The organism is Acidovorax sp. GW458-11-26-14-TSB4 (assembly GCF_059423865.1).
Window position 1 is genome coordinate 138,042 of the sequence record NZ_JBWKYR010000001.1, and the last position, 18,878, is coordinate 156,919.

An 18,878-nucleotide genomic window follows, 5' to 3' on the forward strand; every position below is an offset into this window, starting at 1 on the left:
CTCAGTCCAAGGGCATCAGGGCGCCGCAGTGCCAGCACTGCTCGAAGCCGCCCTCCACCATTTCACCGCAGCGGCACACCCAGCGGCGCTGGGGAATCTGCTGCAGCTGTTGCAGCAGGGTGCGTGCACGGGCGGCGTGCTCGTCGTATTCGAGCCATATCTCTGGCAGGCATTGGTCGGGCGGCAGTTGGCCAGCGGCAGCGCCCAGGTACTGGCGCTGCACCGATGCGCTCATGCCGGCCTCGCACAGGATGTCGGCCCAGACCGTGGCGATCGCGATGTTGGGGGCCTGGGTCAGTCGCAGCATGGCCCCACCATACCGGTTTGGGCGCACGGCGTACAGTGGGACGCGGCTCAGCTCTCCACCACGGCGGGCTGTCCCACGGTGGAGGGGCCCTCCGCAGCGCGCTCGGCATAGCGGTTGAAGCGCCAGGCGGAATGCTCCAGCGTGATGCGGCGCCACACGCTGCGCTTTTCGGCCGGGGTGTAGGCCAGCCAGTGCTGCACCTCGTCGAAGCTGCGCCCGCAGCCCTTGCACTGGTCATCGCCCTGGCTGGTGGAGCAGATGGCGATGCACGGGGTATCGGGCGTGGTCTCGTACCAGCCCTGCCATGCGGCCAGGGCTTCCAGGGGAAAGTCCGCCTCATCGATCTCGTCCTCGTGCCCGAACACCATCAGCGCGTACACCCGGGCCAGGGCGCGGGTCTGTGGCGCCAGGGTAAAGCCGTCGGGCGACGGGAAACGCGCGCGCCAGTGGTTGATGGCGGCTTCGATGTCGGTGATGTGGATGCGGGACGAGGGCATAGAGAGAAAAAGCCCCCGCCAGCTTCTGCCTGGCGGGGGCCCGGAGGATAACCGGCCTGGCCCGGCATGCGGGCAGGGGGGTTAATCCATCCGGCTCAGTTGTTGCCCAGCGCAATGCCTTCGCGGCGCGGATCGGCGCCACCGGCGTAGGTACCCGCGGCGGGGTTGCGCGAGAGCAGACCGGGGGTGCCGTTGGCACGCACGCCGTTGAACACCACGCCGTGCAGGCCGCTGGCAAAGGTGTCGGTCTGCGCCACGGTGTGGCCACGCGCGCGCAAGCCGTCGCGGATGGCGGCGGTGTCGATCACCGAGCCCTTCTCGATGGAGGTGGTGGCATTGGTCTGCGCGCCGAAGTTGGGCAGGTTGATGGCCTGCTGCACGTTCAGCCCCCAGTCGGTCATGCCCAGGATGCTCTTGGCCGTGTACTGGATGATGGCGCTGCCGCCCGGCGAACCGATGGCCCCTTCGAAGTCGCCGGTGGCGGCATTGAAGATGATGGTCGGCGCCATGGAGCTGCGTGGCCGCTTGCCGGGCTGAACGCTGTTGGCGATGGCCTTGCCGGCCGAGTCCGTGGGCGTGAACGAGAAATCGGTGAGCTGGTTGTTGAGCAGGAAACCGCGCACCATCTGCAGGCTGCCGAAACCGTTCTCGATGGTGGTGGTCATCGACACGGCATTGCCCGAGCTGTCCACGATGGACAGGTGGGTGGTGGAGGGCAGGTTCAGGGAGCTGTCGGCACCACGCGCGGCGACCACCCCGGGCGGCGTGCCAGCCACCGGCGTGCCGATGCTGCGCTGCATGTCGATCAGGCGCGCGCGGCCCTTGAGGTAGTCGGCATTGATCATGCCGGCCTGGGGCACGGACACGAAGTCCGGATCGGCGACATAGAGCGCGCGGTCGGCATAGGCCAGGCGGTAGGCCTCGGAGACCACGTGCACCGAATCGAGCGTGTTGGGCTTCATCGCCGCGAGGTCGAAGCTCTCGAGCATGCCCAGGGTCTGCAGCACGGCGATGCCGCCCGAGCTCGGGGCCGGCATGCCGCAGACGCGGTACTTGGTGCGGTAGACGCCGCACACGGGCTCGCGCACCTTGGCGGTGTAGTTGTTCAGGTCGGACAGCGCGAGCTTGCCGGGGTTGGTGGGATGCCCCGTGACCTTGGCAACGATGTCGGCCGCGATGGCGCCTTTGTAGAACGCATCCGCACCACCAGCGGCAATGGCGCGCAGGGTCGCGGCCAGCTCGGGGTTCTTGAGCAGGGTGCCGGTGGGCTTGGCCGTGCCATCGGCCCGGAGGAAATAGCTGGCGCCGGGCTCGCCCTGCGCCTTGATGCGCGCAGCCGAGCCGGCAACGGAGACGCTCATGCGCTCGGAGATCGCGAAGCCGTCTTCGCTGAGCTTGATGGCGGGATCGAACAGGTCCTTCCACGGCAGCTTGCCATGGGCCTTGTGTGCGGCTTCGAGCATGCGCAAGACGCCAGGCGTGCCGACCGACAGGCCACCATCGACGGCGGTCAGGAAGGCCAGCGGATTGCCATCGGCACCGATAAACAGGTTGGGCGTGGCGGCCATGGGCGCGGTCTCGCGGCCGTCATAGGCCAGCAGCCGGTTGGCACCCTTGTCGAAATGCAGCATGAAGGCGCCACCGCCGATGCCCGACGACTGCGGCTCCACCAGGTTGAGCACCATCTGCACGGCAATGGCCGCATCGATGGCGCTGCCGCCCTTGGCCAGGATGTCCCTGCCGGTCTGCACGGCCAGGGGGTTGGCGGCAGCGACCATGTCCTTGTTGGCATAGGCGATGGCCTTGGGCGTGTAGCCCGAGGGCGGTTCGGGCGGCACATACTGCTCCACCGGCTCGGCGAGAGGGGTGTCGTCGTTGCCTCCGCAGGCAACCAGTGCGGCCACGGCGGCGGCGCTGAGCAGGGCGAGCCGCCAGCGGCGCCCGGTGGTGGAGATGGTCATGGGTGTGGTCCTCGGTCCAGTGAAGAGCAGGAGGGGATGGATGCAGCCTGCGCCCACGGCGCAAGCGCACTGCGAAGAAACACATGATAGTCACGGTTCTGTCACAGCGTCCAGGCAAAAAAAGCGGCATCCTGGCATGTGGAGCTGCATGTGCTCGTTATCCCTTGGAGCCATGCTCTCCACCCTCTGCAGGGCTTGCGTTCATGGCCGTGCGATGGTCCAATTGCGGCTTCGAAGGGGAGTAGCTCCCGCCGCGCATGTACAGCCCACCCTGCAGGGGTGTTGCACCCGCGTGGCATCGGCCTGTCGTCAGTACGAAGCATCGCTTCCGGCAGCCCGGGTCCGGCGTGCGCACCAGGCGCCGGATCGAGCAAGACCTTTGATGGGCCCTTCTGTGGGCTGATCAAGGCCGCCTCCCCGATTTCGACCAACCCGCGCAACGCGGGCGAGCCCTTGATCCTCCGACCGCAGGCCCTCTATCCCCCGGATGGACTTGGCGCTACATTGGCGCCAAGCCTTCCTTTTGCCCACTGATATTGAGGAATTTATGGAATTTTTGGCTTCGCCCGAGTTTTGGGTTGCACTGGGACAGATCATCATCATCGACATCCTGCTGGGTGGCGACAATGCGGTGGTGATTGCCCTGGCCTGCCGCAAGCTGCCCCCTGCCCAGCGTACCAAGGGCATCATCTGGGGCACCGCAGGTGCCATCATCCTGCGCGTGATCCTGATCGCCTTCGCCATGACCTTGCTGGCCCTGCCCTTCCTCAAGTTCGTGGGTGCCATCCTGCTGGTGTGGATCGGCGTAAAGCTGCTGGCCCCCGATGAAGATGGCCATGGCGACGTGCAGGGCAGCGACAAGCTGCTGGCCGCCATCAAGACCATCATCGTGGCCGACCTGGTGATGAGCGTGGACAACGTGATCGCCATCGCCGGTGCCGCTCAGAACGCCGGCGAGCACCAGTTCCTGCTGGTGGTGCTGGGCCTGTTGATCTCGATCCCGATCATCGTCTGGGGCAGCCAGCTGGTCATCAAGCTCATGGAACGCTTCCCCCTGATCATCACGGCAGGCGGCATGCTGCTGGGCTGGATCGCCGGCGGCATGCTGGTGACCGACCCGGTCTTCGCCAATGCCGACAAGTGGCAGTGGATGCTCAAGATCCCGCAAACCGATGTGATCCGTTATGGCGCGAGCGTGGCCGGTGCCCTGCTGGTGCTGGCTGTCGGCAAGATGGTTCTGGCACGCCGTACCGCTGCCGCCACCCCCGCGGAGCATGGTTGAGCGGTCTTGTAGTTCAGTAATCCCATGGGCTGACCATGGGGCGCCCGCCGGGCGCCCCGATGCGGCCCCTGACAAGGGAGTTAGCCTTATGGACAAAGTCATCGTGTACGTGGACGACGCAGCCCATGCGCAGCAGATCCTCGCGCCCCTGTTTGCGCGCGGCTCGGCGGGCAATACGCACTGGGTACTGGTGGCATGCGCACCCCGCATGACCCACCGCATCAGCAAGTGGGTGAGCCACAGCGCGCGCGAGAACTGGCGCGCCAAATGGGCCGACAAGCTGTTTGCCCAGGTGGTGCCCAGCTTGCGCGCCCACCCCGACCACGTCACCACGGTGCTGGCCAAGGGCCCGCTGCCGGAGCTGACGGACAAGCTGCAGGCCGAGATGGGCAGCACCAAGGCCCAGGTGGTCGATGCGCGCCGGCCCAAGCTCGACGTGGCGGCCCCCGAGACCGGCGCTGCCGTGCCGCCCGGCGGGCGCTGGTCGCTGCCGGGCACGCTGAGCAGCCTGTTCGCCAGCGTGGGGCTGCTCATGGTGCTGGGCACCGAGTAGCAGGCAAGCACTTCGCTTTCGGGGTGGGCGGGGGCCGGCGTGCTGCGCCGGCCCCCGCCCACCCCCTTGCCACAGGCCGGTGCTATCCTGTGGCCCATGATCCGACTTCTTCTGAAATGGCTGCTCAGCGCCGCAGCGCTGCTGTTCGTGGCCTATGTCTACAGCGGTGTGGTGGTGCAGAGCTTTCCGTCGGCGCTGATTGCGGCCTTCGTGATCGGCCTGTTCAATGTGGTGCTGCGCCCCATCCTCGTGGTGCTGACCCTGCCCGTGACCATCGTGACGGTCGGGCTCTTCCTCTTCGTCATCAACGCCCTCATGTTCTGGGCCGCAGCCAGTGTGCTGGACGGCTTCCAGGTGACGGGCTTTGCTGCCGCGCTGATCGGCTCGCTGATCTACTCCCTGCTGGGCGTGGTGATCGAATCAGCGCTCGGCGGCCTGTTCACGAAGCAGTGATTCCATGGCCTTGAGGCGGGTGTCGATGATGGACGCCTCGAAATGGTCCGCTGCCGGGCCGCTGCGCCGCGCCAGGTCCTGGCCCGCCTTGAAACGGTCCACCGCTGCCTGGTAGTCATAGCGGGTGGCATGGGCCTCGGCTTCGGCGCGGATGGCACGCAGGGGCTGGCCGTTGGCCTGCCAGACCGTGGCCATGAGCTGCCAGACCGTGGCATCCCTGGGATGGTTGGCGATCCAGGTCTGCAGCGCAGCGGTGACTTCGCCCGAACGTCCGGCCTTGAGCAGCGCCCGGGTGCGCAGCAGCAGTTCCGGCCGGTGCTCGCCGGCACCCGCAGGCAGCGCGGCCAGGGCGGCCAGGGCGGCTTCGGCATCGCCGGCAGCCAGTTCGATTTCCGCCTTCAGCAACTGCGCCAGCCGCTGGGCCGGCGCATCGCCGCGCACCTGCGCCTCCAGCAGCGTCCACGTCGTGCGCGCGGCCTGGGCATCGCGCAACTGGCTGCTGCCCAGCGCCGAGGCATAGAGGATGGCGGCCTTGCGCGGTGCGCTCTGGCTGGCGAAGCCGGTGCCACCGGCTTCGGCGATCCACTGGCGCAGGGTGTCGACCCCGGGGTTGGACAGCACCCGCGCCCGCGCGGAGGCCATGGCATGCTCCTGGCTGGAAGGAGGGGCGGGCTGCTGTGCCTTGCCGGGCGGCAGACGCGACTGCATATCGGCCATGCGCTGGGTGGTCAGCGGGTGGCTGCGCAGGTAGGGCCAGGAGCCGTTGTCGTTGATGCGGTTGGCCTGCTGCAGCTTGTCGAACATGCTCACGAAACCCTGCGGGGCAAACCCGGCGGGCTCCATCAGGCCATAGCCGATGCGGTCCGCCTCGCGTTCCATGTCGCGCGAGAAGTTCAGCTGGTTCTGCATGGCCAGCGCCTGGCCGCCCACCACCATGGCCTGGGCGGCGCCCGGGTTCTTGCTGGCGGCCAGGGCGCCCAGGATCATGGCACCCAGCAGCAGCGGCGTCTGCTTGCTCTGCTGGGCGATCAGGCGCGAGATATGGCGCTGGGTGACGTGGCTGAGTTCATGGGCCAGCACCGACGCCAGTTCGTCGCGCGAAGCCACCACGCCGATGAGGCCCAGGTGCACGCCCAGGTAGCCGCCCGGCAGCGCAAAGGCATTCACCGTGCGGTCGCGCCCGAGCAGGATCTCCCAGGCGAAACGCTCGTCCATTTCCGGCGACAGCTCGCCGCGCTTGCGCGCAGCGTCCATCAGCGGCAGCCACAGGCTTTGCACATACTCGGACAGCACGGCATCGTCGATGTAGTCCGGGTCGCGGTACAGCTCGCGGATGATGCGGTCGCCCAGGCGCCGCTCGCCGCTGGTGGTGAGCTCGCTGCCATCGCCCAGGGTAGGGAGCTGGGCATGGGCCGTTCGCACCGGAAGAAGGGCCGCGCTGCAGGCCAGGGCGAGCACCACAGACGCCAGCGCCGCATGCACCCGCGCCCGTTCGTTGCGGCCAGGGAAGGTCGCTTTGCTTGGGAATTTCCGCATGGACCGTATGATGCCCTGACGCCCCAGTGTTTCCCCAGCGATTCAACTGGTTACCAAGAAATTGCCAGTTCCATGTCCAAGCCCGATCCGACCACACTCACCCACTTCGACGCCCAGGGCCAGGCCCACATGGTGGACGTGGGCGCCAAACCCGCCACCCACCGCATCGCCGTCGCCACCGGCCGCATCGAGATGCAGCCTGCCACGCTGGCCATCATCGAAGCCGGCACCGCCAAAAAGGGCGACGTGCTGGGCATAGCCCGGATTGCCGGCATCCAGGCGGCGAAGAAGACCAGCGATCTGATTCCGCTGTGCCACCCGCTGGCGCTGACGCGGGTGGCCGTGGAGTTTGAGGCCGCAGGCTTGAAACACCCTGGAACAACCGGCATAGCCTGCACGGCGACGGTGGAAACCGTCGGGCCGACCGGCGTGGAAATCGAAGCCCTGGCCGCTGTGCAAGTCGCACTGCTGACGATATATGACATGTGCAAGGCGGTGGATCGGAGCATGGAAATCGCTGGCGTGCACTTGGTAGAGAAGCACGGCGGGCGTTCGGGTAGCTTTGTGATGCCAGCGGAAGCTTGACGCCAGCGCACCTCACGCACAGCCGATTCCTTTGTTTTAGTGGACAGGACCAGCATTCGCGCAGCCTAGCCCTTCGCAAAGCGCTCGATACAATGGTGAGGAGGCGATGCAAGGCCTGCTACGAGTGGCTTTCCCCCAAATGGCATTCTGTTGCTGATGCCCCCCCGGCACTTTCATTCATGTGCCGAGTGGCTTTGAATCCCATTGGATGCACATGAAACGTGACTGGCCTTGCCGGGCCGATGCTGCGGCACTCGTATTGCTGGCCTTGCTGACTTTGGCGCTCCACCATAGCGCCTTGTCCGGCTCCTGGCGCTGGGACGATGGCATGCATCTGCTGCATACCACCCAGTACTCTTGGAGCGATGTCTTCCTTGACCCCAAGGTGCTGCTGTCGGTCTCAGGCAACCAATTCGCGCCCTGGAATCTGTTCCTGTACTACATCAATGGCGCGCTTTTCGGCTCCGACGTACGTCTGTACTACGCCCACCATCTCGTCTCGCTATGGGCCGCAGCCGCTTCACTGTACGCCCTCCTGAGGCAATGGCTTCCGACATCCCGCGCGTGGCTTGCTCCAGGTCTGCTACTGATCGGCGTTCCTGCCTTTCAAATGGCCCAGCAACTGATGGTCGGCCACTACCTGGATGGTTTGGTGTTTGCCAACCTGGGACTGCTCGCGCACATTCGCGCAGTGAGAGCGTACGGGAACCACGGCAGCAAGACTGCGGCTCTGAGCCTAGCCAGCGCATTGCTTTATGGATTGGCGTGCCTGTGCAAGGAAATCTACGTTCCATGGATCCTGCTGTGGCTTGTTGTGTCGTGGATGCTGACGCCGTCACCGCGAAAGGTGGCGGCTTGTACGATCCCAGCACTGCTGGTGGCTCTGGCCTACACCATCGCGCGCCTGAAGGTGTTCGCGGGGGCGGGTGGCTACTACGGCGGCGGTAGCAATAGCTGGGAACCCGCCCATCTTCTGCAAAGCATGAGGGCCTTGTCCAGTGCTTTGTTTGGCGAAGGCGTGCATGGGCTGGTCCCGCTCTTTCTCGCTGTCATAGCGCTGTTTGCGGGAAATCAGTCCCCCCATGCCCGCGCCCAGCGCGTGGTGTGCGCATCCGCCTTGATTGTTGTGTTGGTACCGCTGATGTTTCTTGCGGGTAGCAATCCGCCCTGGGAGCGGCACACACGCTATCTCTGGGCACCATGGCTTCTCTTGTGCCTGATTTGGGCCATGCCATGGACCGGGGCGCTTCAGCGAGTGCAATGGATCGCCTGCTTGGTTTTTGCGATTTTTACGCTATGGCAAGTAACGATTCTGCGTCCCGCGGATCAAGAAATCGAAGCTTTATTTGACGCCCACTCACATATGGTACTGCAACCCCCATCTGGGGTGACGCATTGGATGCCAGGAGAATTCAATAGCCCGGGCTACCTCACATTTGTCTCCTACGCAGCCCAGGAGGCCTGGCGTCGCAGAGGCCATTCACAGGGCGAACCACCAAAGCTCCTGAGGTCCATTCCCTCCAACCTTGAAGAAAGAGGGGCGACCCGGGTTTGGGATGCGTCGTGCCAGTGCTTTCAATCGCTGGCGGCACTCACGCCGGAAGCACTGAGCGCTACATCCGCCCAGTTGAGGTCCAACAAAGGCATGCTGTTGCCAGGCGTTCATCCGTTGGCGGACGAGTACCAAGGACCGACGCCGGAGATGCGGGTGGAAGGCAGCCATCTGTATATCTCCGGAACAGCAGCAGCCGAGGGCGGAGGACATATCTTGATCCTGGCGGGCTGGTCGCCTGCCAAATTGACTGCTTCTCGCCTGATCAATCAGGCCTCGCCTGACAAACCAGGCACCCAGGTCATGCGATTTGACATCTCGCTGGAAGCCAAGGACGCAGCAACCGCCCAGCAAGTCCGCGACCAATTGTGCGTACTGACACACAGCCAGGCCCGCCCTTACACTTTTGTGGCCCTAGATGCGAGGGCACCGTCGACCGCGTGCCGTAGACTGCTGACACCCTTTGCATTCCAGCAAGCTGCATCTCAGTAATGAACTCGATGGCTCGCCGTTGCCAAGAGGCGGGCATTGACGTTGGGTAGCGAAGGTGGGTTTTTCTGGATTTGCCCAGTCCCACAGAGACTCAAGAGGCTCTTGCAGACTGTGCCAGGACTACACCCATGGCCACTGGTGAACTGCCGCAGCAGTGCCCAGCCCAACTAGCATGCCTGCAGCTATTTCCAGCCCCGTGTGGCCCATTCGCTCACGCAAAGGGGTTTGTGCGTCTCCAGCCAACCTGTTGATGGCCTGCGCCTGTTTTCCGACCTGCCGGCGCAAACTGCGTGCATCCATGATGACCACGAGGGCTAGGGTAAGCGACACCCCAAAGGCAGGGTGATCAATCCCTTCTCGCAATGCAATCAGCGATGCCATGCCGCTGACGATGGCGCTGTGCGTGCTGGGAAGCCCTCCATAACCTATCAGACCAAAGGCCCATCGTCCCTCTTTGAGGCTGTTGACGATGAACTTCAACGAGCCCGAAACCAGCCACGCCAGAAATGGCACCAGTGCATAAGAGAAGTTCATGGAAGGCAGAGAAGACTAGCGGGAAGCGGGCCAGAGCACCCATACACATGCAGCGACCCACAGCAGCACGGTGGCGAGCAAGGGCAGGTCGGACAGCAACGCATCGGTCGGAGACTCTCCGCCCTCCAGCTTCTCGACCACGAACCAGTAGCGAAACAACCCGAACAAGACCACGGGTACGGTAACCACCAGATCAGGCTGTGTCGACATGACGAACATGCTGTAGAACACCAGGGCACCGGTGGCAGCCATCTCCGCATAGCGGTCTACCAACGCCACCGTGTACCGCTCAAGCACTTCCCGGCTGTCGCTGCCGCGCTGGCTCAGCTCCTGCCGCCGCTTGACCGCCGCCAGGTACAGCGCCAAACACAGCGTGGTGACAAACATCCATGAGGAAACGGGCACGGCCAACGCCTGCGCCCCCGCATAGACACGGAGTACGAAGCCGAAGGCTACAGTGAAGATGTCCAGCACTGGCTGGTGCTTGAGCCCAAAGCTATAGGCCCAGTTCAACGCCAGATAGCCACAGATCACCACGACCACAGCAGGCTGGACAAACCATCCCCAGACGAGCACACCGTATAGCGCCGCCATTAGAGCCAGGGCCTCAAGCCTGGTCACGATGCCCGCAGCGAGCGGCCGTGTCTTGGATTTCTTGGGATGGCTCCGATCACGCTGGACATCCTTGATGTCATTGAGAATGTACGCAGCGGACGAGGCTGCACAGAACAACGCCATGGCCAGCAGAGCCTGCAATACGGCATGCTGATCGTTGAAAGCGCCTGCAAATACCAACGGCGCCAGCACAAAGCTGTTCTTGATCCATTGCCGAGGTCTCATGAGCGTCACCAGACCCGACAACCGTCTCAGGGGTGCGATGGGTGGCGGGGTATCATGCATGCCGTTTGTTACCTGAGGCGAGAAAGCATGGATTCTGCACCATGAAGATTGCGTTGCTGTACGCTTTGCTCGCCGCCATCGCCACTGCCGTGAACATCGGCTCCCAAGATGCGTTCTTGCGTATGTACAACGGCCCTTGGCATGTTCTGGCTTCGGTCATCTTCGGCACAGCCATCGGCTTGCTCTTCAAGTACGTGCTCGACAAACGTTTCATCTTTCACTTCCAGGCACGCGATGCAGCCCATGACAGCCGCACATTTGTGCTGTATACCGCAATGGGATTGCTGACCACCCTGGTCTTTTGGTGCTTAGAGTTTGGCTTTCATGTCCTGTTTGAAGGTTCGCGCGAGATGCGTTACCTTGGGGGTGCATTGGGTCTGGCGATTGGCTATGCCACCAAGTACCAGTTGGACAAGCGTTATGTCTTCAAGGCAGCGCAATGAGGCCCGTGCAGTCATGGGGAAGGCTGAATTCATACCCCCACGAGGTGGTACCCATGAGCGATCCGTCGGAAGTGGCCCGGGTCATGCGGTCCCATCCATCCGGAATCGCTTTCGGCAACGGCCGCAGCTACGGGGACCAGTGCCTTAATCCACAAGGGGTGCTCTGGCACGCCAGGGGCATGGACCGCCTGTGCAGCTGGGATGCCACGACAGGGATTTTGACCTGCGAGTCAGGCGTGCTTCTGAAGGACATCCAGCAGACTTTTGTTCCAAGGGGATGGATGCTCCCGGTGACGCCTGGGACCCAACTCGTCACGGTAGGGGGAGCCATCGCAAACGATGTCCATGGCAAGAACCACCACGCCATGGGCAGCTTCGGCGATCAGGTGCTGCGTCTATGGCTGGTGCGCAGCGACGGACAGGCCATTGAATGCGCAAGGGAACAAGCCGGTGAGTGGTTTTTCGCCACCATCGGGGGAATGGGGCTAACCGGAGTGATTGTCCGCGCGCAACTGCAATTGCGCCGAATCTCCGGCCCCTGGCTGGATACCGACACTATCCCGTACGGAAATCTGGATGAATTCTTTGAGCTGGCGGACTCCAGCGAAGCCTGTTGGGAACACACGGTTTCCTGGATCGACTGCTTGGCTGGCGAACGCACTCGGGGAATTTTTCTGCGCGCCAATCCATCGGCTGCGACGAGTGGTCCTTCGCCCCGCTCCGGCTCCCGGCGCATGCCTGTCACTCCCCCCATTTCGCTGGTCAACCGGGCAACACTGAGGCCGTTCAACGCAGCCTACTTCCATCACCAGCGCCGAAAGGCGGGACGCGCCATCGCGCACTACGAGCCATTTTCCTATCCGTTGGATGGGCTGCTCGAGTGGAACCGCATGTATGGTCCCAAAGGGTTCTACCAGTATCAAAGCGTCGTGCCCCGCGCGGCCGGCCTTGAAGCCACCCGCGAAATGCTGCGCGAAATCGCACGCAGTGGTGAGGGCTCGTTCCTTGCCGTTCTCAAGACCTTTGGTGACCGCACTGGCCCCGGCATGCTCAGCTTTCCACGTCCTGGTGTAACGCTTGCGCTCGATTTTCCCAATCGCCAGCATGGCACAGCGCGCCTGTTTGCACGCCTGGACGAGATCGTGCTCGCCGCCGGCGGTGCCCTTTACCCGGCCAAGGATGCGCGGATGCCCGCACGGATGTTCGAGGCGGGGTACCCTCGACTCACTGAATTCTTGCCATATCGCGACCCCGGCATCAGCTCGGCAATGTCGCGGCGGCTTCTAGGAAATTGACGTGACTTCACCACAACCTTTACTGCAACAACCACGGCAGCGCATCGTGCTCGTTGGAGCGACCTCTGCCATGGCCGAGCACTGCGCCCGACTGTGGATCAGCACAGGGCCTGCGGACCTCGTCCTGGTGGGGCGCAGCGAGGCAAAACTCCAAAGAATGGCAGCCGATCTGGCAGTGCGGTCGCCGGCATCCAGCTTTACGCAAGTCACCACCGACTTTGTCGACGAAGCCGCCATCGACAAAACGGTCGCCGCCATTTTTGAAACCGGATTGCCAGATATCGTACTGATCGCACATGGATCCTTGCCCGATCAAGCAAAGTGCCAGACGGACCTTCGCGCTTGCCGCGATGCCCTGGAGATCAATGGGGTATCGCCGGCCCTGTTCGCGGAAGCATTCGCTGCGCGCATGATCCCGGCCGACCACGGCACGCTGGCCATCATCAGTTCAGTGGCTGGTGATCGTGGCCGCCAATCCAACTACGCTTACGGCGCCGCAAAAGGCATGCTAAGCGTGTACGCACAGGGCCTGCAGCACCGCGTGGCGGGCTGCTGCCGCCATCTGAGCGTGTTGCTGGTCAAGCCCGGCCCCACCGCTACTCCCATGACAGTCCATATGGAGGTACAGGGTCTGGCCCTGGCGCCCGTGGAAGACGTTGCCCAGGCCATTGTCGATGCCATCGCCAAGAAGAAAGCCGAGATCTACACGCCTGGCAAATGGTGGCTCATCATGCTGGTGATACGCCATCTGCCGCGCACTGTCTTCAATCGCCTGCGCATCTGAATGGCGGCTCAGGCGACGAGCGCATCGCCCACGGCGGTGACGACCTCGTCGAAATGGGTCTCCAAACCGATCCACAGAGGCAACCGCACCAGCCGTGCGGAATGGCTGTCAGTGACGTCCATCGAACCATGCGTGCGGCCGAATTTCCGCCCTGCGGGGGCCGAATGCAGCGGCACGTAGTGGAACACGGCACCAATGCCCAGGCCCTTGAGTTGCTCTATGAATCGAGTACGGGCCTGCAGATCTTGCAGGAGCACATAGTACATGTGCGCATTCTGCACACAATGCGCGGGAACAATAGGCCGGACCAGCCGGCCATCTTGCTCATGCGCAGCGAGAGATTGGTGGTACCGGCCCCACAACTGAAGGCGCTGTGCGGTGATGGCGTCCGCCGCCTCCATCTGGGCCCACAGAAAGGCTGCGATCAGCTCTCCCGGAAGAAAGCTGGAGCCCAAGTCGCACCAGGTATATTTGTCCACCTGCCCACGAAAGAACAGGCTGCGATTGGTCCCCTTTTCGCGGATGATCTCTGCCCTTTCCACGAACTCGGGGCTGTTGATGAGTAGCGCACCGCCCTCACCGGAAATGATGTTCTTGGTTTCGTGAAAGCTCAGGCATCCCATGTGCCCGATTGATCCCAGAGGTCGCCCTTTATATGTCGACATGATTCCCTGAGCGGCATCTTCGATCACGATCAGGTCGTGACGGGCAGCGATTTCCATGATCGCCTCCATTTCACAACCCACACCGGCGTAGTGCACCACCACAATGGCCCTGGTTCGGGGTGTGATCGCTGCCTCAATCAGGCTTTCATCGATGTTGAGCGTATCGGGCCGGATATCGACAAAGACCGGTGTCGCCCCGCGCAACACAAAGGCGTTGGCGGTGGAGACAAAGGTGTAGGAGGGCATGATCACCTCATCCCCAGCCCCCAGATTGGCAAGCATGGCTGCCATCTCGAGTGCCGCAGTGCACGAATGGGTCAACAGAGCCTTGGCGGTCCTTGTGCGTTCCTCAAGCCACCGTGAGCAAAGCTTGGTGAAGTTGCCATCCCCCGCAAGATGCCCTTGCGCATGGGCCTGTGCGATGTACCACAGCTCCTTTCCAGTCATGTAGGGCTTATTGAAGGGAATGTTGTGTTGCATGACTTCCTCATTTCTTCGCCACGATCAATCTTGATCCGCCCATCGGAAAATTCAATCCCAGCTGGATAAATGCCAATTCCAGCAGCATTACCCCCCAAAAGGCCATATTCAGTGCTTGGGGTATTTTCAATTCAGAGTCAGGATTGTATTTCTCTTTTGCCTTCAATCTGGATAGCAGCATAATTGGCAGCAGAAAGAAAACAAATGATGTGCTCCGTTTAACTTGAAATCCCTTGCTCGTTAATTTCTCATGGATTTCCTTAGCCGTATACCGACGCACGTGACAAGCATGCTCATCGGAAGCACTCCATAGCCACCTGTGCTGCGGCACGCTAAGCAGCAAAAGGCCTCCCGGTTTCAAAGCCCGATACGCCTCACCAAGCACATCCTCATCTTCGGATATATGCTCCAAGACATCGAATGCCCCCAATGCATCGAACTCAGACGAAAAGGGGATTTTTCGGGCATCCATCTGCATGAAATCCGCCTGCGGAACTCTTGCGGCAGCATATGAAAATCCTGCGACAAATATTTCACTACCATGCAGTTGATATTCAGGGAGTTTTTTTAGCAGCCCCGAGAGAACAAACCCCGTCCCGCATCCGATTTCCAAAAAATCTCCTCCTCCGGGTCCATATTTTTTTAAAGCCCAGACTATCAACTTGTTGCGCGATCTGAACCAAAAATTTTGCCCTTCGAGCTTGGCGAGAGCTTCAAAATGTCCCACCTTGAAACCACCGCCCCCATGAGCCAAATGAGGAGCGTGCGCGGTAAATCCTTGGATGTGCTTCGGAGAGTACCCGCAGGCAGGGCATACCCATCCATCCGAATCGAACCCCATTTCGCATTTCAGGCAGATTTTCATACATCCACAACATTCAGGCACATACACTAAACAAAAACAAACAATCGCAACAACGCAAAATTCAGAATAGCCACTGTCGCTATTGCAAACATCTGAACAATTTCATGAGGAAATTTCAACTTATCGACAAATAGCAATAAAATTGATAGATTCACAGCATAACCGACAATGTTCACACAAAGAAACCTAAAGCCTGCATGCCATGCATTTCCTTGGTGCTTGAACGAAATTTTCCTATTTGCAAAGAAACCGAGCAGCAAAACGAGAGCGTAAGTCACACTCATTGCCAATTTGTGGCCGATGCCAGCAGATGTCACGACCAAATACAGCAAATAGCCAGCACCATTGAAAAGCATTCCAATGCTGCCATAACGAACAAACTGCCCCAAAGCGGATGGCATATAAGACCAGGTTATTGATTTCTACTTCTTAACCGCCAGAACCTCCCATCCACCGACCAAGCCATAGCGCCCTCCCAGGAAATGCCACGGAAATTTCATGGCATAAGCAGCCAGTGTGCGCAAGAAATTACCACCAAATGTAGTTTCCACGATGGAAGGACGGCTCACCGTCAATGAGAAATGGCAGCGCTTTTGAAAATATGCTTCCCAGAACTTCTGCCCCAAGTCATGCATATGGCCTGGATAAGTAAAGTCAAGATGAATACCAGCTTTCTTTGCCAATTTCATGATGGGAACCATGGTGGGAGTCCGCGCATAGAAGACACCGCCATGGCAGACTTTTTCCAAAAGGTCTGAAATGAGCGCATCAGGCATTGGATAGTGCTCGATGACAGCACTGGCGATGACCAAGGTGAAACCTGTGTGACCGATATCCACCAGGCCTTTGATTTTTTTAATATCAATTCTGGAATCATCGGAGACAACAACGTTTTTAGAATGATCTATGACTTCAATCGAAACAGTCGTCACGCCAAGGCCCACAAGCTCCTTGGCAATCAAATAGGCAATCGTGCCATCACCACCACCAAAATCCAGTATCGAAAAAATCTTTGGCGTGGGTCGGGGCATTTTTTTTACGATATGCTTTGCCAAACGATGAGGTTGTGCGAATGTTATTTCACCTTCATCCGCCAAAGAGCCTCCAGAACTGTAGTAGCTTTGATAATATTCATCAAGAGCCCTCCCCGTGGGCAGGCGAGAAGCGCTGATTGAATGGCACTGGACGCACTCCATGAGTTCCACATCTGGATTACGTTGCAGGTTCCATACGGGCTTTCTATCGGTACTTTGGCAAAATAGACAAACTCCCGCCACCGCGTCCCCCGCAGGTCGGCTTGGGACAGGCAGCAGATCCGTTTCAGAGAGATGCTGCGAACGATGAAAGATAGTAGTATTGATCATTGTCAGTCATGCGTGCAAAGTGATTTTGCGGGATAGCACTTCCATCAGGTTGATGCCATCCCATACAAAATGAAAATCAAGAGCGCGCCCAAACGGCACGACGCGGTCAATTGCCCGGTTACCGATCTTGCTCATCAGATTCACAAGCTCTTCGCGCCCAAACCCATGTTGCACCAGGGTCTGATCGCGATCATCGAGTTGTGAGACAAGCTCTTCAAGATGATTCAGCACGACTTCAATCAGCAGGCCATTGCCGCTATGCAGCTCTCGCAGGCGTCCATCCGCAGATGGGGCCTGCAAGATCAAGGGGTAGACGTCCAGGTTGCCAGCGGTGCCGGTTACATGCACACGCGCAGCCATCAGGTGCGCATCCGTCAGACGGGCCACCATGGCGGCCGGCGCGTCCGCCATCGACAAGGATTGCCTGCGTACTTCAGGCCAGAACCGGGACTGCGCGGCTGCGATGTCGGGTGCACTGCCCACCCAATACATCGTGCGAGGCGATGAGCAGGCCTGCTGGCCAAACCAGAGCATGTCGTTGTTGAAGCGACGCGCGAGCTCGCTCAACTGCGTGTCGTCACACCCCAGCATGCTGGAGGCCTTGACCACAGCGACACCAAAACGATCCGGAAAAACCAGCTCCTGCGCCAGCGGTGCCAGCGGAACGGAGCGGATCTTGGCAACGGTAGCGTCCCCTCCCCATACGATGCGAGCCTGGCAACGCAACGAGATCATCGCAGTGATCGCATCGTCATGGGGATAGGTCACCAGCAAGACACGCTCCAGCACCTGTGCATGGGTGCCATCACGGTGCATGGCCTGGAGAATCGACAGCAGGGCTTCCCGTTGCACACTGGGCTTCTGCGACAGCCGTGCCACATTGCTGTTGCCAGCCAGCACCGACAGCAGCCAGGCGTACGCGAACAGCACATCCACGTTCGCGGGAGCCAGATGGAACACCAAGCCACGGGCCACGCACAGCTCCGATGCCAATCCCGCCATGCGCTGCGCCAGGTGTTCGACGGCGGAGTTCCGAAACCAGTATGCCAAGGTCGCCAGTTCCGGATTCTGGCGCAACGTGGGAAGCGCAAAAAGGCGTTTGGAAAAATCCGCGACAAACTCGCGCACGGGCTGCGAGAACGCACCCAGAGGAGCCTGGGCCGCCAGCCGCGCCAAATTTGCATCCAGCGAAAGCTGGCTGCCGGTCGAGAAGAGAAGCTGTGTCATGGATGGGCGGGGATTTGGCGGGTATCGCTGCAGCCGCGCACTTCGACATTCTTCATTCGGCCAAGAACACTGAAGTGTTTGCCCAAACGGCCACAAGCGCAGTCATCCTCCCCATGGATGACGCCCAGGTCTTCCGTCAGCAGACTGTGGCCCGGATAACTCTTGGGAAGCAGGCTCAGCACCTGGATGACGCCAGCTGCGCCATGCGGCACGGGGTGGAGGTCGGTCTGGCTGCGGACGATCACATCGGCATAGACCGGTGCGTGCAGATGGCCCTGCTCGCACTCGAAGAAAATCGATCCCACCTGCTCCACCATGCCATAGTAATTGTGGACCCGCTCCAGCGAAAATGTCTCTTTCAAAGCGGCTTTGTAAGCTACGTTGTCGACCTGCTGCTCGGTCATTTTTTTCCACCCTCCACCGTGGACAAGCATGCTGCCCGGTGGAAAGCTGATGCGCACGCCCTCCCGGATCGCAGCCTGCACGAACGACTGCCAAACGATGAAGGTGAAACCGAACAGCAGTACAGGCTCGTCAGGTTGTGCCTCAAGCCAGGCTCGCAGCGCTTGCCAGTCCGCCCGCATGCCTTCATCGAGAAGGTACATGTGGTCCCGGCCAAAATTGGAGAACCCCAGGATGCCTGCTGCGCGGGCATTGAATCGGGTTCGGTCGCGAAGAAAGCTGTCGTCATCGATGACGAGCATCCGCATTCGCTTGGTGCCAGCGAAGTGAGAGAAGATGCGGGTCAGCGCGACTGTTTGCGCACGTGCCGTTTCCGTATCGAGAAAGATTCGGGATACCGCGGCACCCGTGGTTCCGCTGGACACGAGCATCCTGGATACCTGCCCGTCCTCCACGCTCTTCAGATTGATGAGCTTGAACAGCCGGACGGGCAGCCATGGCAGGAGCTCAAGAGAGTCGGTGTGTCCACCTGACCACAGCCCATTCAACATGTTCTCGTAGGCGGCGCAATGGCTCAGGTGATGAAGGGTCAGGCGCTGCAAGCCCTCCAGCAACCAGCGGCGCTTCGATTTGCGGCCCATGCCGAACATGCCGGCCGCCACTCCCTCTGCCAATGCAGAATCGAGGTTGTCCATTGCCGG

Annotated in this window: 20 protein-coding genes; 8 read left to right on the forward strand and 12 right to left on the reverse strand. The window is 61.0% G+C overall.

What is annotated here, in order from left to right:
- Window position 1: 1 nt before the first annotated feature.
- The 3 genes from AC07X5_RS00675 to ggt all read right to left on the reverse strand — a co-directional run bounded on the left by AC07X5_RS00675 (window position 2) and on the right by ggt (window position 2,765).
- On the reverse strand, window positions 2–307 hold the full coding sequence (locus AC07X5_RS00675; RefSeq protein ID WP_494768658.1) for a DUF2007 domain-containing protein: 306 nt from the start codon (window positions 305–307) through the stop codon (window positions 2–4).
- A gap of 47 nt (window positions 308–354) precedes the next feature.
- Window positions 355–804 (reverse strand): DUF3717 domain-containing protein, encoded by a 450-nt coding sequence (locus tag AC07X5_RS00680; RefSeq protein ID WP_494768659.1) that lies wholly within the window; start codon window positions 802–804, stop codon window positions 355–357.
- Between the two features lie 95 nt (window positions 805–899).
- Window positions 900–2,765, reverse strand: a complete 1,866-nt coding sequence (gene ggt / locus AC07X5_RS00685; protein ID WP_494768660.1) for a gamma-glutamyltransferase — start codon at window positions 2,763–2,765, stop codon at window positions 900–902.
- A gap of 547 nt (window positions 2,766–3,312) precedes the next feature.
- On the opposite strand from ggt, the gene AC07X5_RS00690 reads away from it, so the two are divergent.
- The 3 genes from AC07X5_RS00690 to AC07X5_RS00700 all read left to right on the forward strand — a co-directional run bounded on the left by AC07X5_RS00690 (window position 3,313) and on the right by AC07X5_RS00700 (window position 5,053).
- A complete protein-coding gene (locus tag AC07X5_RS00690; protein WP_494768661.1) occupies window positions 3,313–4,047 on the forward strand; it encodes a TerC family protein in 735 nt (244 codons plus the stop codon).
- 88 nt (window positions 4,048–4,135) lie between these two features.
- Window positions 4,136–4,600 carry a hypothetical protein gene (locus tag AC07X5_RS00695; RefSeq protein ID WP_494768662.1) on the forward strand — a complete coding sequence of 155 codons (465 nt, stop codon included), beginning with the start codon at window positions 4,136–4,138 and terminating at the stop codon, window positions 4,598–4,600.
- A 99-nt stretch (window positions 4,601–4,699) separates the two neighbouring features.
- On the forward strand, window positions 4,700–5,053 hold the full coding sequence (locus AC07X5_RS00700; RefSeq protein WP_409958170.1) for a phage holin family protein: 354 nt from the start codon (window positions 4,700–4,702) through the stop codon (window positions 5,051–5,053).
- On the opposite strand, the gene AC07X5_RS00705 is transcribed toward AC07X5_RS00700, so the two are convergent.
- Window positions 5,021–6,589: a M48 family metalloprotease gene (locus AC07X5_RS00705; protein ID WP_494768663.1), complete on the reverse strand. Its 1,569-nt coding sequence runs from the start codon at window positions 6,587–6,589 to the stop codon at window positions 5,021–5,023. The two genes, AC07X5_RS00700 and AC07X5_RS00705, sit on opposite strands and share 33 nt — an antisense overlap.
- A gap of 72 nt (window positions 6,590–6,661) precedes the next feature.
- Here AC07X5_RS00705 and moaC point away from each other — a divergent pair, with 72 nt between their 5' ends.
- Together moaC and AC07X5_RS00715 are read left to right on the forward strand one after the other, a co-directional pair.
- The gene (gene moaC, locus AC07X5_RS00710; protein ID WP_494768664.1) at window positions 6,662–7,174 is read left to right on the forward strand and encodes a cyclic pyranopterin monophosphate synthase MoaC; all 513 of its coding nucleotides are present in this window, start codon (window positions 6,662–6,664) and stop codon (window positions 7,172–7,174) included.
- A 214-nt stretch (window positions 7,175–7,388) separates the two neighbouring features.
- Window positions 7,389–9,218, forward strand: coding sequence for a hypothetical protein (locus AC07X5_RS00715; protein WP_494768665.1), 1,830 nt, complete (start codon window positions 7,389–7,391; stop codon window positions 9,216–9,218).
- A gap of 120 nt (window positions 9,219–9,338) precedes the next feature.
- Here the strand turns inward: AC07X5_RS00715 and AC07X5_RS00720 are convergent, their stop codons facing one another.
- Together AC07X5_RS00720 and AC07X5_RS00725 are read right to left on the reverse strand one after the other, a co-directional pair.
- On the reverse strand, window positions 9,339–9,752 hold the full coding sequence (locus AC07X5_RS00720) for a divergent PAP2 family protein (RefSeq protein WP_494768666.1): 414 nt from the start codon (window positions 9,750–9,752) through the stop codon (window positions 9,339–9,341).
- 15 nt (window positions 9,753–9,767) lie between these two features.
- Window positions 9,768–10,652 (reverse strand): decaprenyl-phosphate phosphoribosyltransferase, encoded by an 885-nt coding sequence (locus tag AC07X5_RS00725; RefSeq protein WP_494768667.1) that lies wholly within the window; start codon window positions 10,650–10,652, stop codon window positions 9,768–9,770.
- Window positions 10,653–10,693: 41 nt separating this feature from the next.
- Between AC07X5_RS00725 and AC07X5_RS00730 the strand changes: the two genes are divergently transcribed.
- The 3 genes from AC07X5_RS00730 to AC07X5_RS00740 are packed head-to-tail and all read left to right on the forward strand — an operon-like array spanning window position 10,694 to window position 13,174.
- The gene (locus tag AC07X5_RS00730) at window positions 10,694–11,095 is read left to right on the forward strand and encodes a GtrA family protein (RefSeq protein ID WP_494768668.1); all 402 of its coding nucleotides are present in this window, start codon (window positions 10,694–10,696) and stop codon (window positions 11,093–11,095) included.
- Window positions 11,096–11,148: 53 nt separating this feature from the next.
- Window positions 11,149–12,390, forward strand: coding sequence for an FAD-binding oxidoreductase (locus AC07X5_RS00735; RefSeq protein WP_494768669.1), 1,242 nt, complete (start codon window positions 11,149–11,151; stop codon window positions 12,388–12,390).
- Between the two features lies 1 nt (window position 12,391).
- Window positions 12,392–13,174, forward strand: coding sequence for an SDR family NAD(P)-dependent oxidoreductase (locus AC07X5_RS00740; protein ID WP_494768670.1), 783 nt, complete (start codon window positions 12,392–12,394; stop codon window positions 13,172–13,174).
- Window positions 13,175–13,182: 8 nt separating this feature from the next.
- Here the strand turns inward: AC07X5_RS00740 and rffA are convergent, their stop codons facing one another.
- Genes rffA through AC07X5_RS00770 form a run of 6 tightly spaced genes read right to left on the reverse strand, consistent with a single transcriptional unit; the run spans window position 13,183 to window position 18,872 of the window.
- Window positions 13,183–14,319, reverse strand: a complete 1,137-nt coding sequence (rffA, locus tag AC07X5_RS00745) for a dTDP-4-amino-4,6-dideoxygalactose transaminase (protein ID WP_494768671.1) — start codon at window positions 14,317–14,319, stop codon at window positions 13,183–13,185.
- Between the two features lie 7 nt (window positions 14,320–14,326).
- Window positions 14,327–15,184, reverse strand: a complete 858-nt coding sequence (locus tag AC07X5_RS00750; RefSeq protein WP_494768672.1) for a class I SAM-dependent methyltransferase — start codon at window positions 15,182–15,184, stop codon at window positions 14,327–14,329.
- A 26-nt stretch (window positions 15,185–15,210) separates the two neighbouring features.
- Entirely contained in the window at window positions 15,211–15,585 is a 375-nt protein-coding gene (locus AC07X5_RS00755) for a GtrA family protein (RefSeq protein ID WP_494768673.1), read from the reverse strand.
- A 21-nt stretch (window positions 15,586–15,606) separates the two neighbouring features.
- The gene (locus AC07X5_RS00760) at window positions 15,607–16,548 is read right to left on the reverse strand and encodes a class I SAM-dependent methyltransferase (RefSeq protein WP_494768674.1); all 942 of its coding nucleotides are present in this window, start codon (window positions 16,546–16,548) and stop codon (window positions 15,607–15,609) included.
- A 6-nt stretch (window positions 16,549–16,554) separates the two neighbouring features.
- Window positions 16,555–17,775 carry an acyl-CoA reductase gene (locus AC07X5_RS00765; protein WP_494768675.1) on the reverse strand — a complete coding sequence of 407 codons (1,221 nt, stop codon included), beginning with the start codon at window positions 17,773–17,775 and terminating at the stop codon, window positions 16,555–16,557.
- Window positions 17,772–18,872 carry a LuxE/PaaK family acyltransferase gene (locus AC07X5_RS00770; RefSeq protein ID WP_494768676.1) on the reverse strand — a complete coding sequence of 367 codons (1,101 nt, stop codon included), beginning with the start codon at window positions 18,870–18,872 and terminating at the stop codon, window positions 17,772–17,774. The genes AC07X5_RS00765 and AC07X5_RS00770 overlap by 4 nt, the downstream gene beginning before the upstream one ends.
- Window positions 18,873–18,878: the final 6 nt, after the last annotated feature.

Bases quoted from the DNA above. Each gene is read 5' to 3' on its own strand.
- AC07X5_RS00675 (WP_494768658.1), bottom strand. From the start codon at position 307: ATGCTGCGACTGACCCAGGCCCCCAACATCGCGATCGCCACGGTCTGG.
- AC07X5_RS00680 (WP_494768659.1), bottom strand. From the start codon at position 804: ATGCCCTCGTCCCGCATCCACATCACCGACATCGAAGCCGCCATCAAC.
- ggt (WP_494768660.1), bottom strand. From the start codon at position 2,765: ATGACCATCTCCACCACCGGGCGCCGCTGGCGGCTCGCCCTGCTCAGC.
- AC07X5_RS00690 (WP_494768661.1), top strand. From the start codon at position 3,313: ATGGAATTTTTGGCTTCGCCCGAGTTTTGGGTTGCACTGGGACAGATC.
- AC07X5_RS00695 (WP_494768662.1), top strand. From the start codon at position 4,136: ATGGACAAAGTCATCGTGTACGTGGACGACGCAGCCCATGCGCAGCAG.
- AC07X5_RS00705 (WP_494768663.1), bottom strand. From the start codon at position 6,589: ATGCGGAAATTCCCAAGCAAAGCGACCTTCCCTGGCCGCAACGAACGG.
- moaC (WP_494768664.1), top strand. From the start codon at position 6,662: ATGTCCAAGCCCGATCCGACCACACTCACCCACTTCGACGCCCAGGGC.
- AC07X5_RS00715 (WP_494768665.1), top strand. From the start codon at position 7,389: ATGAAACGTGACTGGCCTTGCCGGGCCGATGCTGCGGCACTCGTATTG.
- AC07X5_RS00720 (WP_494768666.1), bottom strand. From the start codon at position 9,752: ATGAACTTCTCTTATGCACTGGTGCCATTTCTGGCGTGGCTGGTTTCG.
- AC07X5_RS00725 (WP_494768667.1), bottom strand. From the start codon at position 10,652: ATGCATGATACCCCGCCACCCATCGCACCCCTGAGACGGTTGTCGGGT.
- AC07X5_RS00730 (WP_494768668.1), top strand. From the start codon at position 10,694: ATGAAGATTGCGTTGCTGTACGCTTTGCTCGCCGCCATCGCCACTGCC.
- AC07X5_RS00735 (WP_494768669.1), top strand. From the start codon at position 11,149: ATGAGCGATCCGTCGGAAGTGGCCCGGGTCATGCGGTCCCATCCATCC.
- rffA (WP_494768671.1), bottom strand. From the start codon at position 14,319: ATGCAACACAACATTCCCTTCAATAAGCCCTACATGACTGGAAAGGAG.
- AC07X5_RS00750 (WP_494768672.1), bottom strand. From the start codon at position 15,184: ATGAAAATCTGCCTGAAATGCGAAATGGGGTTCGATTCGGATGGATGG.
- AC07X5_RS00755 (WP_494768673.1), bottom strand. From the start codon at position 15,585: ATGCCATCCGCTTTGGGGCAGTTTGTTCGTTATGGCAGCATTGGAATG.
- AC07X5_RS00760 (WP_494768674.1), bottom strand. From the start codon at position 16,548: ATGATCAATACTACTATCTTTCATCGTTCGCAGCATCTCTCTGAAACG.
- AC07X5_RS00765 (WP_494768675.1), bottom strand. From the start codon at position 17,775: ATGACACAGCTTCTCTTCTCGACCGGCAGCCAGCTTTCGCTGGATGCA.
- AC07X5_RS00770 (WP_494768676.1), bottom strand. From the start codon at position 18,872: ATGGACAACCTCGATTCTGCATTGGCAGAGGGAGTGGCGGCCGGCATG.